13 protein-coding genes are annotated in these 15848 nt (G+C 65.4%); 2 read left to right on the top strand and 11 right to left on the bottom strand.

The genetic code is table 11. From position 1 onward, the window contains the following. Window positions 1-6 precede the first annotated feature (6 nt). The 6 genes from CAFEL_RS07345 to lspA all read right to left on the bottom strand — a co-directional run bounded on the left by CAFEL_RS07345 (window position 7) and on the right by lspA (window position 5731). Window positions 7-1275, bottom strand: coding sequence for an ABC transporter permease (locus CAFEL_RS07345; protein WP_194559535.1), 1269 nt, complete (start codon window positions 1273-1275; stop codon window positions 7-9). Next, window positions 1276-2013: an ABC transporter ATP-binding protein gene (locus CAFEL_RS07350; RefSeq protein ID WP_370642102.1), complete on the bottom strand. Its 738-nt coding sequence runs from the start codon at window positions 2011-2013 to the stop codon at window positions 1276-1278. It lies immediately after the preceding gene. Beyond that, window positions 2014-3693: an efflux RND transporter periplasmic adaptor subunit gene (locus CAFEL_RS07355; RefSeq protein ID WP_194559536.1), complete on the bottom strand. Its 1680-nt coding sequence runs from the start codon at window positions 3691-3693 to the stop codon at window positions 2014-2016. Window positions 3694-3807: 114 nt separating this feature from the next. Next, complete coding sequence (locus CAFEL_RS07360; protein ID WP_194559537.1) at window positions 3808-4302, bottom strand: hypothetical protein; 495 nt, start codon at window positions 4300-4302, stop codon at window positions 3808-3810. Then, window positions 4303-5232: an RluA family pseudouridine synthase gene (locus CAFEL_RS07365; RefSeq protein ID WP_063938789.1), complete on the bottom strand. Its 930-nt coding sequence runs from the start codon at window positions 5230-5232 to the stop codon at window positions 4303-4305. It lies immediately after the preceding gene. Beyond that, window positions 5222-5731, bottom strand: a complete 510-nt coding sequence (gene lspA, locus CAFEL_RS07370; RefSeq protein ID WP_194559538.1) for a signal peptidase II — start codon at window positions 5729-5731, stop codon at window positions 5222-5224. Before lspA ends, CAFEL_RS07365 begins: the two co-directional genes overlap by 11 nt. A 72-nt stretch (window positions 5732-5803) precedes the next feature. Here lspA and CAFEL_RS07375 point away from each other — a divergent pair, with 72 nt between their 5' ends. Beyond that, complete coding sequence (locus tag CAFEL_RS07375; protein WP_194559539.1) at window positions 5804-6742, top strand: DUF6263 family protein; 939 nt, start codon at window positions 5804-5806, stop codon at window positions 6740-6742. Here CAFEL_RS07375 and CAFEL_RS07380 read toward each other — a convergent pair. Then, the gene (locus tag CAFEL_RS07380) at window positions 6739-7329 is read right to left on the bottom strand and encodes a WKL family lipoprotein (protein ID WP_194559540.1); all 591 of its coding nucleotides are present in this window, start codon (window positions 7327-7329) and stop codon (window positions 6739-6741) included. The genes CAFEL_RS07375 and CAFEL_RS07380 overlap by 4 nt on opposite strands. A gap of 74 nt (window positions 7330-7403) precedes the next feature. Here CAFEL_RS07380 and CAFEL_RS07385 point away from each other — a divergent pair, with 74 nt between their 5' ends. Further along, window positions 7404-8294, top strand: a complete 891-nt coding sequence (locus CAFEL_RS07385; RefSeq protein WP_194559541.1) for an asparaginase — start codon at window positions 7404-7406, stop codon at window positions 8292-8294. On the opposite strand, the gene CAFEL_RS07390 is transcribed toward CAFEL_RS07385, so the two are convergent. The 4 genes from CAFEL_RS07390 to CAFEL_RS07405 all read right to left on the bottom strand — a co-directional run bounded on the left by CAFEL_RS07390 (window position 8283) and on the right by CAFEL_RS07405 (window position 15821). Further along, window positions 8283-9665 (bottom strand): DNA polymerase IV, encoded by a 1383-nt coding sequence (locus CAFEL_RS07390; RefSeq protein WP_194559542.1) that lies wholly within the window; start codon window positions 9663-9665, stop codon window positions 8283-8285. The genes CAFEL_RS07385 and CAFEL_RS07390 overlap by 12 nt on opposite strands. Before the next feature lie 43 nt (window positions 9666-9708). Beyond that, on the bottom strand, window positions 9709-11007 hold the full coding sequence (locus tag CAFEL_RS07395) for an HNH endonuclease signature motif containing protein (protein ID WP_194559543.1): 1299 nt from the start codon (window positions 11005-11007) through the stop codon (window positions 9709-9711). A 430-nt stretch (window positions 11008-11437) separates the two neighbouring features. Then, a complete protein-coding gene (ileS, locus tag CAFEL_RS07400) occupies window positions 11438-14614 on the bottom strand; it encodes an isoleucine--tRNA ligase (protein ID WP_194559544.1) in 3177 nt (1058 codons plus the stop codon). 241 nt (window positions 14615-14855) lie between these two features. Continuing rightward, entirely contained in the window at window positions 14856-15821 is a 966-nt protein-coding gene (locus CAFEL_RS07405; protein WP_194559545.1) for a DivIVA domain-containing protein, read from the bottom strand. Window positions 15822-15848: the final 27 nt, after the last annotated feature.

Consider the following 15848-nt stretch of genomic DNA (forward strand, 5'->3'; position numbering starts at 1 on the left):
GTGCGGTTATTCGTACCTGAGGGCCTCGATAGGCTGCATCTTTGCTGCCTTCGAGGCGGGGTACGCGCCGAAGAAGATACCTGTGGCAAGCGAGAACAGCAATGCGAAGATCACGGCACTGATCGGGGGCCACGTCATGTCCAACACCGCGGAGCTGGCGATCATGCCGATCGCGCCGCCGAGGATCACACCGATGATGCCGCCGATCAGGCACACCAGCATCGCCTCGACGATGAACTGCACGCGGATATCGTTCTGCGTCGCTCCGAGCGCCTTGCGCACGCCGATCTCGCGGGTGCGCTCGGTCACCGTGATGAGCATGATGTTCATCACGCCGATACCGCCGACAAGCAGTGAGATGCCGCCAATGGCGGACAACACCGTGGACAGGGTGCGGAAGATCGTGGTGAGACCTTCCAGCCCCGCGGAAATGTCGAAGACTTCGGCCTCGTAGTTCTCGTTGCCCGCGTACTGGCGGTCAAGGTAGGACTGCAGGTCCCCACGGAACACCTCCGCGTCTTCATCGGCCGCGGAGCGCACGCTAAACGACGATGTCCAGCTTGCGTCCAGCCCAACCCGGTCCGCGGACGTGGCGGGAATGAAAATCTCGGCGGCTGCGGACGGGCCGAACGCCGGGTCCTTGTCCGCCCGTTCCAACACACCGACGATCGTGAACACGCTCGTGGTGCCGTCCACGTCCACGTCGAAGCGGGAGCCGAGGGCGGCGGCGGAATCGCCGTCGAAAAGCGCCTCCACAAGCTCCGGGGAAACCACCGCAACAGGGCGGCGGCCATCGAGCATGTCCTGCGTGATGCCGCGGCCGTACTGCACATTCAGGCTGCGCATATCGAGAGAGCCGGTAAGTGCGGGGTTGATGCCGACGGAGACAGAGTCGTCGCCCGTGCTGGCCTCGCCCTGGCCGGAGACGTCGATGTCGACACCTTGGATCCGGTCGCCGAAAGCGGCACCCAAATTATCGAGTTCTTCAAGGCTCACGCCGTCGCGCTCTTCGGTCGGCCCGGCCATGCCGAAGCCCGCGAACGGGTCGTCGCTGCCCTCGCCCTCCTCGGGGCGCTCGTGCACCATGACCGGATAGGTGGTGGTGCCGGCGTCCTCGAGGCCGCCCATGACGTCGTTTTCGAGGGCGCGGCCGAGCGTCATGATGATGATCACGGCCATGATGCCGATGATGATGCCCAACAGCGTCAGCAGCGAGCGCAGCTTGTTGGTGTTGAGGCTGGACACGGCCAGCCGCATGGATTCGCGGATGTTCATTTAGCTCGCTCCTCCCGGTGCTCGCACGCCGGCAATGCGGCCGTCCATCATTTCCACGACACGCCCGGTCTCTTCGGCGAGCTCCGGGTTGTGGGTAATAAACACGATGGCCTTGCCTAGCTCCTGGTTCAGCTCGTGGAACAGGTCCATCACCATGCGGCCGGTCTTGGAGTCCAGCGCGCCGGTGGGCTCGTCCGCAAGCAGCAGATCCGGGTCGTTGGCCAGGCTGCGCGCGATTGCCACGCGCTGCTTCTGACCGCCGGAGAGCTCGTTCGGGTTGTGGTGCAGGCGGTCGCCCATGCCCATCCGGTCCAGCAACTCGGCGGCGCGCTCGTCACGCTCCTTGCGCTCCACCCCCGCGTACATCATGGGCATGGCCACGTTCTGCAGCGCGTCCATGCGGCCGATCAGGTTGAAGTTCTGGAAAATGAAGCCGATGTTCGTACTGCGGTAGGACGCGAGTTCTTTGTCCTCCTTGGCGTAGACCGGCTCGCCGTTGAAGGCGTAGGCCCCCTCGGTCGGCCGGTCCAGCATGCCGATCAGGTTCATCAGCGTGGACTTGCCACAGCCGGACGGGCCGACGATGGAGACGAACTCGCCCTGGTCGGCGTAAAAGTCCACTCCGTGTAGAACCGTCAGCTCGCTGGGTTCGCCCTCGTTGTAGGTTTTGACCACATTGCGCATGTCGATGAGCAAGCCGGAATCGGCCATGCCGCTGTGCTTCGAAGCCTGCGTCATCTACTGCTGCCCCTCGGCCGCACGACGGGTGCTGGTGACCGTCACCGTGGCCGTGGTGCGCTCTTTCTTCTCCCGCGCCTGGCGCACCTGGTCCGGGTTGAAGTTCGGGTCCGTGATCTCCACGTTCTCACCGACTCGGTCTTCGTACTCCTCCGGCCAGTTGATCACGATGTCGCCCGGCTTCAGCTCGCCGCCCGTGACCGCAACGTCCACGTCGTTGGATGCGCCAGTTTTCACAGAACGCTCCTCGACGGTGCCCGACGCCGCGTCATCGCCGTCCGTGGCGAGCACCAGCACCTTCTGGTCGTTGTCCTCGCCGTAGACGGCGTCCAGCGGCACGTTCAGCGCGTCCTTCGCCTCCGCGGTGATGATTTCCGCGCGGGCGGAACCGCCGAGCAGCAGGCCTTCCTTGTCGCCGGTGACCTCGATCTCCACTGGGAACGTCACCTCGTTGGATTTGTTGTTGCCCTGCTGCTGTGGCATACCTTGCATCGGGTTCTGGTTGCCGCTAGCAACGGAATCCGACGCCGGCGCGATACGGGTGACGCGGCCCTTGAACGTCTTCTTGCCGGTCGCGGCGGTGGTGAACTCCACCCGGTCGCCTTCCTTGATATTGGGCACGTCCGATTCGCGCACGTCGGTGCGGATGACCAAGCGGGAATCGTCCGCGATGGTCAAAAGCTTGCCCTGCGGGATGTCGCCTTCGCGCACGTCCACGCTGGTGACCAGTCCCGCCATCGGGGCGTAAATAGTGGATTCGCGCACCTGGTATTCCAGGGTGCCGTCACCGTCGCCGAGCTCGGCAGTTTCGGCCTGGCGCACCGCGGAGTCCAACTGCGCCTGCAGCTGGTTTCCCTCCTGCGCGGCCGCCGATTGCGCCGCAGCCAGGGCCGCCTTCGCGTCCTGCAGCGCCGCGCTTGCTTCTTCGACGCTCATGCCCGGGCCCACGGCAGCACCGCCACCAGCGCCGCCGGCACCGCTCTCCCCCGTCAGCTGCGCCAGCTGCTCAGGGCTCAGCTCACCGGGCGTGCCCAGCTGGCCCGGCGTGCCCGGCGTGCCCGGCTGGCCAGGCATAGCCGGTGCCGCCGGGGCCTCGGGCGCCTTCGGCGCAGCCGGCTGTGCCGGGGGCGCCGTCCTGATGCCGAGGTCCGAGGAAATACCGCCGGCGGCACGCTCGACGGCCGCGATGCCGCGGTTGATCATGCGGGCGCCACCGTTGGCGGCCACGGCAGCGTCGTACGCCGCCTGCGCCTGGTTGACCTGCGCCTGGGCTGCGCGGATGGCCTCGTTAGTGCCGTTGTTCACGCTTTCCTGGTGGGCATTGAGCGCCGCGCGCGCCTGATCCACCTGCGCCTGGGCGTCCGCCTGCGCGTTGGCCTGCTGCTTCTGCTGCACCTCCAGCTGGCGCTCCAGCTGCTCGGAGTTCATGGAGGCCAAGAACTGCTGCGGCTGCACGCGATCGCCGGCCTTGACGGCCACCTTCTCCACCTCGGACTGCACCGCGGTAGAAATGTTCACGGAGCGGATCGGCTCAATGGTGCCGTTAACCACAACACTGTCGGACACACCTTCGTTGGTGGCCACGGTGTAATCGCCGGGGTTCAGGCCCGCCCCCTCAGCGTTGTCGTCGCCGCCTCCGCCGAATCCGCATGCGCCGAGGAAGAGCGCGGAGGTTGTCACCAACGCAAGTCCTGCTCGGCTAAGACGCTTGTGTCCGGTTGATTTTTCGGTAGAGGAAGTCAAGAGCTCTCCTTGCCTAACGGTGCAAAACGGGCCTGCGTACAACTCCGCAAACTATACACCCCCACGTGTCGCAGAAGGAGTGATGGAAAACGCTCCCCACACCGCATCGGCTTCCAGCATTTCCACAGCAAGGACCGTCTCCGTGGCGTTAATCTGCTCCAGTTGCGCGCGCGGGGCAAACACTACTGCTCCGGCGATTGGAGATGCGGTGGCGGACCGGAGGACGTCGATACGCTTTTTGCCTATCGACGCCTCCGGGACCACCACCGGAGCCACCCCCGGCACCACGAGCGCACTGACGCGCGGGGCGGGTGCAAGTGCTGCGGCGGCCTCGTCGGGGCCGAGCGGCCGGGCGAAGGTGACCAGCGCGAAGGAGGCCTCCTCGTGGTCGAGGGTCGCGGCGGCGCGCTGGGCGTACTGCTGTGGAGTTTCCCCGTCCTCCGGGCCGAGCTGGTCGCCCTGCAGCACCGGCGGGGCGGGCGGGTTGGCCTCGCCCACCAGCCAGAATCCGGCGACCAGCGCGAGGACCACCGCGAGCGCGCGCATCTAGCCGTTCCGCACTTTATCCAGCGCGGCGCGCAGATCCTCCGGGTACTCGGAGGCGACCTCCATGTACTCGCCGGTGCGCGGGTGGGTAAAGCCCAGCTTGGTGGCGTGCAGCCACTGGCGCTTCAACCCCAGCTCCTTGGCCAGGTTCGGGTCCGAGCCGTACATGGGGTCGCCCACGCACGGGTGCCCCACAGACGACATGTGCACGCGGATCTGGTGGGTGCGCCCGGTTTCCAGGTGGATGTCGAGAAGGCTCGCGCGGCGGAATGCCTCGATGACGCTGTAGTGGGTCACGCTCTGGCGGCCGTCCTGGGTGACGGCGAACTTCCAGCCTGCCGACGGGTGGCGCGCGATCGGCGCGTCGATAGTCCCCTCGATCGGGTCCGGCAAACCCTGAACCAGCGCGTGGTAGGTCTTGTCCACCGTGCGCTCCTTGAAGGCGCGCTTGAGCACGGAATACGCGGGCACGCTGGCCGCGACGATCATCACGCCGGAGGTGCCCACGTCTAAGCGCTGCACGATGCCCTGGCGCTCCGGGGGCCCCGCGTCCGGCAGGGTGAAGCCCATCGCCTGCAACCCGCCGACCACGTCTGGGCCCTCCCAGCCCAGCGTCGGGTGCGCGGCCACGCCCACCGGCTTGTCCACGGCGATGACGTCCGCGTCCTGGTAGAGAATCTCCAGGCCCTCCACCAGCTCGGTCACTGGCTGCGGGGCGCGCTTCGGCTCGGGCAGGGTGACTTCCAGCATCGCGCCTGCGGTGACGCGGTCGGATTTTTGGGCGGCAGCTCCGTCGACAAGCACATCGCCCTCCGCCGCCATCTCGGAGGCGACGGAGCGGGACACGCCGAAGAGTTTGGCGATCGCCGCATCCACCCGCATGCCCTCAAGCCCCTCAGGCACGGGCAGGGCCCTGAACTCACCGCCCATCATCGCCTCCCTTCATCTCCGCGGCGATCGTGCCCAGGATGAATACCACCACGCCGACGGTGATCGACGCATCGGCCAAGTTGAACACTGCGAAATTGCCTACAGAGATGTAGTCCACCACGTGTCCGAACCAGAATCCAGGGTCGCGGAACAACCGGTCAATGAGGTTGCCCAGCGCGCCGCCGGCCACAAGCGCCAGGCCCAGCGCTTCCCACTTCGAAGTCATTTTCGGCCCAAACCACAGCGCACCCAGCACGAACGCCAGCTGGATCGCGGTGAACAGCCCAGTGAGGTTCCCTCCCATGCCAAACGCCGCGCCGGAGTTGAACAGCAGGTAGAAGCGGAACCAGTCCCCTATCACCGGCTGCGCCACCCCGGGTTCCAGCCAGTTCAGCATCAGCTGCTTGACGCCCTGGTCCACCGCGGCGACCGCGAGCATGACCGCCACCACCAAGGCGAGGTAGCGGGGGGTGCGTTGTGCTGTCGTGTCCTGCTTCATCGCCGATCCACTTTAGCGGGTCGCGGACGGCCTGCCTGTATTCCGCTGCACGGGACAGGTAGCTTTTGAAGAATGTTCCGGACCCTCCGCAGTATCACCGCCGCCGCTACCCTCACCCTCGCGCTGACCGCATGCTCCTCCGCCGAGGACGATCCGGTTGCGGGGGTGCCAGCATTTCCTATCGACGCCCCTTCGGTCGCCCTGGTCGACCCCGGCGAGAACCCGGAGGAGGTGCGCTACTCCCCGGACTCGGAGTGGGACACCGCCGTCGCCGTGTCCGCCGGCGTGGACCAGCACGTGGCCGCCCCCGGCGAAGCCGAGGTCGCGGACGCCCCCGCAGGCGGCGATGTGAACAAAACCACCTTGCCGCTGACCGCGACCGCCGAAGAGGCTCCTGCCCCGGGCGACGGCGAGGAGGACGCCGATTCCCGCATCGACTTCGTGGTCGGCTCCGGCAAGCACTCGGACTTGGACATCGGCCAGGATGTCGCCGCTTCCGAGGGGTTCCGCATGAGCTGGCGCACCGACGACACCGGACGCATCTCCACCCTGAAACTGCTCGCGCCCGCCGACGCGCCGCAGCGCGGCCTCCAGCTTGTCGAGCCCACCCTCATCACCCTGATCAACAACTCCGTCGTCTTCCCCGACGAGCCCATCGGCCCCGGCGCGACCTGGACCGTGGAAAGCCGTGTCGCGGGAGACACCTCGATGACGCGCACCACCACCTACACCCTGCTCTCCCGCGAAGGCGACACACTGACGCTGGACACGAAAGTTGAGGAGCGCCCCCAGAACAACACCCTCACTATCGACGGCCCCGGCGAGCTCGAGGGCGAAAGCGTGCAGGTGGATTCCTCCCGCACCACCTCCGAGGGCCAGATCGTGGTGGACCTTCACCGCCCGCTGCCAGTGGAGGGCCAGACTGCCTGGACCACCCGCCTGATCTACGGCGGAGACGACAAAGCGCGGGTGGTCCAAGACATCACCCGCGCTGTGCAGTTTGGCGTTTAGAGGGCCGGCGCTTCGGCCGGCGCCTGCTCTGCCGGCGCTTCTGCCGGTGCTTCTGCCGGTGCCTCGGGCGCAGCCGGCGCCCCGGTCTTGCACATATCCGGCACCTGCTCCGGGGCGAGGGTGTTGCTGACCAGGAAGCAGGCCCAGCTCTGGGAGATCTTCCACTGGCCGCCTTCGTTAATGAACTCCACGTCCTCCGCCAGCTGGGACTCCGCGTTCGGGCGGGTGAAGTTCACGGTGGCCAGCACCGAGTTGGCGGTGTAGCCCGGCAGCACAGGGTCGACCACCTGGAAGTTCGCGCCGGATTCCTGCTGCGACTGCGTCATCAGGTCGAACAGCTCCGGCGTGGTTTCGCCACCCTGCACGGTATTCGCACGCTCGGCGATGGGCAGGTTCGGGTCAGCGGCGCGCTGCAGCACAGCGTTGAGCTCGTCCGCCGTCGGCATTTCGGCCACCGGCGCAGCCTCGGAGGAGGCCTCCTGGGACGCGGCGGTGGTTTCGGTCGTGTCCGAATCCTCGGAGCAGGCCGTCAAGCTCAGTGCGATGCCAGCGACAGCTGCGGCTGCGACAAGTTTCGGTGCTTTCACGTGTTCTCCTTGCGTAGCGTAAATCTCTTGCTTCACGTTACTGCACACCCGCAACTTTCTGGCACTCTGTGTGCATGAACGTGTTAGTCATCTCAACCGGCGGCACGATCGCCTCCACCACAAACGACCGTGGCGCGCTCGTGCCCACGCTCACCGGCGACGAGCTCGTCGCCCGCTGCGGCACCACGGGCCGGGTGCGCGCCATCGATGTGGCCAGCCTCGACTCCTCGTCCATGGGCTTGGCTGAGATCGACCTGCTGCGCGAAACCGTGCGCACTTCGCTTCTCGACGACTCCGCATCCCTCGTCATCACCCACGGCACCGACTCCATGGCCGAGACCGCCCTCGCGCTGGACCTCGTCCACGCCGATCCCCGACCCGTTGTGCTCACCGGCGCGATGCGCTCCGCCGACCACGCCCACCCCGACGGCCCCGCCAACCTGCGCGGCGCGATCGAGGTGGCCGCCACCCGGCGCGACACCGGCGTCCTCGTCCATTTCGCGGGCGAGACCCTCCCGGCTCGCGGGTTGATGAAGACGCAAACTACCGCCGAGCACGCTTTCACCCTCACTAGCGGCACACCCCTGCCCCGCCCCATGGCGGTACCTGCCGCGCCGTTGGCCGGGTTGAACATCCCCATCATCCGCGCGTGGGCAGGCGCCGACGACGCCCTCATCCGCGCACTCGGGCCTGTCGACGGGCTCGTCTTAGAAGCCCTCGGCTCCGGCAATGTGTCGGCGTGCATGGGCAGCGCCGTCGCAAAGCTGCTGCACCGCGGGGTACCTGTGGTCGTCGCAACGTCGGTGCCCTACGGCGAGGTGTCGTTCGCCTACGGCGGCGCCGGCGGCGGATCCACCCTCGGCGACCTGGGCGCGTTGCCTGCCGGCTACCTAAGCGCCGGGCAGGCCCGCATCGCGCTGGCCACCGCGCTGGCCACCGGTGTGGACCCGCGCTCACTGCTGTGAGAACCAGTCCTCCCACGCCAACGAATCCAGCGGGTCAGCTTGCCGGAGCTGCGGATTGTCCGCGCGAAGGCTTTTAATCCTGCCTGGACCCGTCGCCCGCGTTTCAAACCGCACCGTCACCCAACCCTTGCCCGCACCCTGGACCCAGCCGTGCCCGTAATCCGGGTGGTAGACGTCCTGCGTCGCGCGCCACACCCCCTGCTCCGGAGCAGCCTCCTGGTGCACCTCCGTGTCGAATTGCGTTTCGTGGTCGCTGACACCAGTTTCGTAGTCGGCCGACACTGGCGAAGGCTTCACAATCGCCTGGTCCAACTCCGGAAACAGCACGTCCTGCAGCGTCTCCTCCAGGCCCGAGTACGACACGCCCACCAACCGAATCGGGCCCACCTCGTCGGGGTAGCGCACGATCCGGAACGCAGTGGCCAGCAGCGTCTCCGCGTCGTCGGTGGCGTACGGCAACGTCGCCGAGCGCGACTCGATGCGGAAGTCCGCCATCCGCAGCTTCACCGTCACCGTGCGTGCTCCGCGCCCATCCTTGCGCAGCCTGCGGTGCGATTCCGCAGCCGCCCGTTCCAACGCCGCGTCCACCTCCGGCGGGGTGGTCAAATCTTGCGGGTACGTGTGCTCCGAGGAGATCTGCTTCGACTCCGCCCGCGGCGCCACCGGCCGCTCATCCACCCCGCGCGCCAACCACCACAGCTGCCTGCCCACCGCGCCGCCAATGGCAATGTCCAGTTCTTTCTCGTTGAGGTTCGCTAGGTCCCCGATCGTTTCAATCCCCGCAGCAAGTAACTTCGACTCAGTCACAGGTCCCACACCCCACAACTCGCTGACTGGCATCGGGTGCAGAATCTCTAGCTGCCGGTCGTGCGGGATGACAAACACGCCGTCCGGCTTCGCCCGACCCGAGCCGATCTTGGCGTACTGCTTTCCCGGACCTGCGCCGATCGAACTGGGCAGCCCTGTTTCTTCCTTGATCGCCGCCCGCAGCTCGTTCGCCCATTTCTCCACGTCCTCCGGGCTCGCCCCGAACAAGTCTTCCGGCTCCATGAACGCCTCGTCGATGGACAGCTGCTCCACCACGTCCACGTACCTGCCGATGATCTCGAACACCCGGCGCGATGCAGTCGCGTAAACCGGCCTGCGCGGCGCCACCAGCACCGCTTTCGAGCCCACCAGCCGTGCTGCCCGGTGCGTCGGCATCGCCGAGTGCGCCCCGTACTTGCGCGCCTCGTAGCTGGCGCCTGCGACTACGCCACGGCCGGACACTCCCGCCACCAACACGGGGCGCCCTTTGAGCGTCGGGCGGGTCAGCTGCTCGCATGATGCGTAGAACGCATCCATGTCGATGTGCAGCACCCAACGGTTCATGTCCACCACTGTGCACCACCGGTACCACCATGTTCCAATCCGATCACACGGCGAACGAATCTCCGGTGACATACTCCATCCGCCTCGGCAGCGCTCTGTTGCGCGAGACGAACCGGGCACCGTTTTTGAACGTGAAGAACAGGTCAGCTCCTTGGCGCTCGATGGTGATTACTCCGTGGCTCACCTGAGAGTGGCAGCTCGAGCACAGTGGGATCAGGTTGTCTAAATCAGTCATACCTCCGTGCTCCCACTCCTTTATGTGGTGCATCTCTATGAAGCGCCTATGCGAACATCCAGGCATAGCGCACTGATACCCCCAGATCGCCAACAGCGCCTGCACTTGGCCGTCGGTGGCGAACCGCCGCGAACGGCCGACGTGGATCGTCAGTCCCGTGTCATCCAGCAAGTGCAAACGCACCATCGCATTGGCGAGGTAGCTGCGCACGTCCTCAGAACTTGCCGAGCGGTTTTCCGGCATCCAACATTGGCCAAACTGGTTGACCATGAGGTTGACCTGCACGCCTGGACTGCGAAGCGGACTCTTTGGGTTCGCGCGAACCATATCGATCATCGCCAACAACGCCCCGTAAACGTCCTGTTTTTCCGGAGGCCCGTACCGCGACACCGAACGCACGATGTCGTCCATGGTGATCTTCGTACGCTTTTGCGGAGCGCGGTCTTGCTCTGAGGGGACGGCGTCTTCAGCGGCAGCTGCGTCGTCGATAAGCTTCTGCACCTTCTCCGGATCCTGCAGATCATCTGGGTCCACATCCTCGAGACCGAAACTGGCAAGCTGAGCCACCTTCAACGCAGTCAGGAGCTTTTGGCCAGCTACCGCCGGAAGCCTCGCCTCGAAGGCGAGCATGCCGTCGTCGCACTCGCGGGCGCGAGCATACGGCTCAGTCGGATCCTCCTCTTTGGGCCTTGCCCCGGCAAGCACAAGCTGGAGATCAGCAAACGACATGCTCAGCGCGAGTTGGACGTATTGCTCTTCGTTGCACTCCTCCAAATACTGGAGAAGGAAACGGACTGTCGAATACGGCATCACCCCCGATTCGAACGCGTCGAATAAGAGCCTGAACTTTCTCAGCCCTCGCGCCACGCGCACGTACTCGAATGCCGTGGCCTGCGGGAGGTTGAGTTCGCTGCGCAACCACGTTGCCGTCGACTTCTCCCCGTACTGCTCCGCCAGCCCCTGTTCGTCGAACTGCCCCACCGCATCGAGCATCCGCGCCCGGTGATGGTTCGCCGACAATTGATTGCACTTGATCTGATCCTCGAGCACCTCTGCCGACAGGTCACCCGTTCGATCTTCCGTCCGTTCGTCCACCGCAATTGTCATGGTTGATCCCCTTACTCATGAACATTGACACCTTTATAGAAAGCTCATGTGTTCGAGTCAAGGGTTTTGAGGAAAATGTCCATTGAAGTGGACAACGTGCACGGTTTCGCTTACCCAGAAGTCGAACATAAACCCCATTCGCTATGCCGCTGCATAGTGCGCACCCCACACAAACACTCCCAAAAACTATGCCGCTGCATAGTGGGTGCCGCCCCAATATCGGTAAGAAAAACTATGCAGTCGCATAGTCAGCACCCCACACAAACACTCCCAAAATCTATGCAGCTGCATAGTGGGTGCCACCTCATAGTTGGCATCAAAAACTATGCAGCTGCATAGTGCGCATTATCGAGCGACGGTGCGCCTCCCCTGCTGAGAACGCAAAATAGGGGCCCCACTCCACACGAGTGAGGCCCCAGCTCGAAAGAACCTAGCTGTTCTTACGAACAGTGGCGGTCACGCCATCGATGACATCGTGCCCCTCGACCGGCTCGGTGACCACGTCGAAGGATGTCGCCAGGGTCTCGGCGGCGATGTGGTCGGCGTGGGTGCGGGCCCACGCCTCCTTCTCCGCAGGCACGGCCAGCACCACAGCGATGCGGTCGGAAACGTCGAAGCCCTCGCGCTTGCGGGCATCCTGCAGACCGCGGATCACGTCGGCAGCCCAGCCCTCAGCCTCGAGTTCCTCGGTTACCTCGGTGTCGAGGACGACCAAGCCGACGGTGCCGTCGGCGTCGACACGCGCGGTGCTCTCCGGGTTCTCCGCCACCAGACGCTCGGTGTAAAGCTCCGGGGTGAGCACGATGTCGCCGTCGACCACCACATCGTCTCCGCGGCGCTCGTAGTTGCCGGCCTTGACGTTCTTGATGGCGCGCTGCACGTCCCTACCCAGCGACGGGCCAGCCACCTTGGCGTTGACCACGACTTCGAAGGATCCGGCCGCGTCGACGTCGTCAGTCAAAGCGACGTCCTTCACGTTCACCTCGTCGCGGATGGTGGAGCGGAACGCATCGAGCTTGGCCGAATCCGGCAGGGCGACGGTGAGCTTCGGCAGCGGCAGGCGGTTGCGCAGCTTGTTCGCCTTGCGCACTGACGACGCCGCAGAGCACACCGCACGCGTCGCATCCATGGCGGCGACCAGCTCGGCGTCCGCCGGCAACTCGGAGGCCTGCGGGTAGTCCGTCAGGTGCACCGAACGGCCGCCGGTGAGCCCGCGCCAGATGACCTCGGAGACGTACGGCAGCAGCGGCGCCACCGCGCGGGAAACGACTTCGAGCACCGTGTAGAGCGTGTTGAACGCCTCCGGGTGCGCCTCCTGGCCCTCCCAGAATCGGTCGCGGGAGCGGCGCACGTACCAGTTGGTCAGCGTGTCGGCGAAACGACGCACCACGTCGCAAGCGTCGGCGATGCGGGTGTCGTCGAGCGCCTCGCCCACAGCTGCCACCATGTCGTGCGTCTTGGCCAGGATGTAGCGGTCGAGCACGTTGTCGGAATCGACGGACCACTGGGCGTCCGAAGACGAGTACAGCTGCAGGAACGTGTACGCGTTCCAGATCGGCAGCAGCGCCTGGCGCACGCCCTCGCGGATGCCCTGCTCGGTAACAATCAGGTTGCCACCGCGCAGGATCGGCGAGGACATGAGGAACCAGCGCATTGCGTCGGAGCCGTCGCGGTCGAAGACCTCCATCACGTTCGGGTAGTTGCCCTTGGACTTGGACATCTTCTGCCCGTCCGAGCCCAGCACGATGCCGTGAGCGACGACCTTCTTGTACGCCACTCGGTCGAACAGTGCGGTGGACAGCACGTGCTGCACGTAGAACCAGCCGCGGGTTTGGCCGGAGTACTCCACAATGAAGTCCGCGGGTTGGCGGGTGTCGAACTCCTCGCGATTCTCAAACGGGTAGTGGTACTGCGCGAACGGCATGGAGCCGGACTCGAACCAGCAATCCAGAACGTCCGGCACGCGGCGCATCATGGACTTGCCGGTCGGGTCGTCCGGGTTCGGGCGCACCAGCTCGTCGATGTGCGGGCGGTGCAGGGACTTCGGGCGGGTGCCGAAGTCGCGCTCCAGCTCATCCAGGGAACCGTAGACGTCCACGCGCGGGTAGTCCGGGTTGTCGGAAACCCACGCCGGCACCGGCGAGCCCCAGTAGCGGGTGCGCGAGATGTTCCAGTCGCGCGCGCCTTCCAGCCACTTGCCAAACTGGCCGTCACGGATGTGCGACGGGATCCACTCGATTTCCTGGTTCAGCTCCACCATGCGGTCGCGGATGTCGGTGACCTTCACAAACCACGCCGGCAGCGCCATATAGATCAGCGGCTCGCCGGAGCGCCAGGAGTGCGGGTAGGAGTGCACGATGGTCTGGTCGCGCACGACGCGGCCCTTGGCGCGCAGGTCGCGGATGATGTCGCGGTTCGCGTCGAAGACGAGCTTGCCCTCGTGCTCCGGCACGAGCGAGGTGAACTTGCCGTCGGCGTCGACGGGAATGGCCAGGTCGATGCCGTATTCCTGGCAGGTGAGCATATCGTCCTCACCGAAGGCGGGGGCCTGGTGCACCACGCCGGTGCCGTCCTCGGTGGTCACGTAGTCCGCGTTGAGGATCATGAACGCGTTGTCGTGGTCGCGGAAGTAGTCGAAGACCGGCTCGTACTCCAGGCCCTCCAGCTGTGCGCCGGTAAACGTCGCGACAACCTCGTACTCACCGAGCTCCTTCGCGTAGGCGCCCAGCAGGGTCGAGGCGAGAAGCAATTGCTTATCGACGAACCCTTCGGCCCCATCCGCACCGACCTTGACCAACGAGTACTCCACCTCGGGGTGGACAGCCAGCGCCAAGTTGGACGGCAGGGTCCACGGGGTCGTGGTCCAGGCGATAGCTGCGGCGTCGTGAAGCTCAGGGTGCTCGGCCCACGTCGTTTCCGCCGCGTAGCCTGCGCGCCCACCGGTGAACGGCAAGGTGACCGTGACGGTGGGGTCCTGGCGGTCGCGGTAGGAATCGTCCAGTCGGGTCTCCTGGTTAGACAGCGGAGTGTGCTCGGCCCAGGAGTACGGCAGGACGCGGAAGCCCTGGTAGATCAGGCCCTTGTCGTAGAGCTCCTTGAACGCCCACATGACGGACTCCATGTACTCCGGGTCCATGGTCTTGTAGCCGTTTTCGAAGTCCACCCAGCGGGCTTGGCGGGTGACGTAGTCCTCCCACTCGCCCGCGTAGTGCATGACGGACTTGGCGCAGTACTCGTTGAACTTCTCCAGGCCCATGTCCTCGATCTGGGCTTTGTCGGTGATATCGAGCTGCTTTTCCGCTTCAAGCTCTGCGGGCAGGCCGTGGCAATCCCAGCCGAACACCCGCGGCACGTGGTAACCGGACATGGTGCGGAAACGCGGCACGATGTCCTTGACATAGCCGGTGAGGAGATGGCCGTAGTGAGGCATGCCGTTGGCGAACGGCGGGCCGTCGTTGAACACGTACTCCTCGCAGCCCTCACGCTGATCCAGGGAAGCCTTGAACGTGCCGTCCGTGTTCCAATAATCCAGGACGACGCGCTCCATCTCTGGGAAGCGGTCGCTGCCGCCGGTCATGTCCACTTTGGGGTAAACGTTGCCAACCATGACATCACTCCTTCAGCCGTGCAGGGACGCATTGCTGCGCGGTACCACCCTGCTTGGGGCGCGCGATGCGCCCCCACTTCATTGCGGTGAAGGAAGTTACGTCTTCCGTGTGTGACGTCCGGGTCTATTAAGCACAAGCCGTTCTTCCGGATACGCTCCCCGGTGATGGCCGGATCGTTGCGTGTTACGAGTAACGCCCAGCATCCTACAGGGATGCTGGGCGTTTGTGAAGAGCCAGGAACTACTTCTCGTTCGGCGCGGTGCTGGAGCGCGACTCCAGCTCTTCCAGCTGGGATTCCAGCAGCGTCTTCAGGCGCGTGCGGTACTCGCGCTCGAAGGTGCGCAGCTCCGCGATGCGGTTCTCCAGTGCGGTCTGCTGCTGCTTCACCGTGTTCATGATCTCGGTGTGCTTGCGCTCGGCGTCAGCCTTGAGCTTGTTCGCCTGCTCCTCAGCCTGGCGGATCTGCGCCTCGGCGCGGGAGTTTGCCTCGTTGGTGGTCTCCTCGGCCTTCTTCTGGGCGTCGGTGACCAGCTGCTTGGAGCGGGTCTCCGCGTCCTGCAGCTGGGTGCGGGAACGGGTCTGCGCGTCCTCGATCTGCTTCTTGGACTTGGACTCGGCCTCGGCGATCTCGCGCTCTGCAGCGGCACGAGCGTCGGCCAGCATGGAGGACGCCTCTGCCTGCGCGTCGCTGGTCAGGCGGTCCGCCATCTCCTGCGCGAGGCCGAGCACCTTGGCCGCCTGCACGTGGGTGTCGGCGGAGACGTCGCTGCGGGCCGGCTGGGACGCGGCAGCGGCCGGGGCGGTCGCTTGCTTCGGGGCCTTCTCGGCTTCCTCAGCCTGCTTGCGGGCCTTGGCGGCCTCGTCCTTGGCGGAGCGGGCCTCAGCTTCAGCCTTCTCCTGCGCCTGCTTCGCGGAACGCAGCTGCGACTCGAAGTCAGCGCGGACCTTCTGCTCCACCTCGCGGCGGATAGCGGCTTCGTCGACCTTCTCGGAGTCCTCGGAACGCTTCACCGGCGCTGCAGCAACTGCGTCCGTGCCACCTTCCTCAAGACGGGAACGCAGCTCGTCGTTCTCATCCTGCAGCTGCGCAAGCGTGTCCTCGACGAGGTCGAGGAACTGGTCAACCTCGTCCTCGTTGTAGCCTCGCTTGCCAATCGGCGGCTTGCTGAAAGCGACATTGTGCACGTCAGCTGGTGTCAGCGGCATTTGCGTTCCCTTCGATAATCGTGTGAG

Source organism: Corynebacterium afermentans subsp. lipophilum, assembly GCF_030408375.1.
Taxonomy (GTDB): Bacteria; Actinomycetota; Actinomycetes; order Mycobacteriales; family Mycobacteriaceae; genus Corynebacterium; species Corynebacterium lipophilum.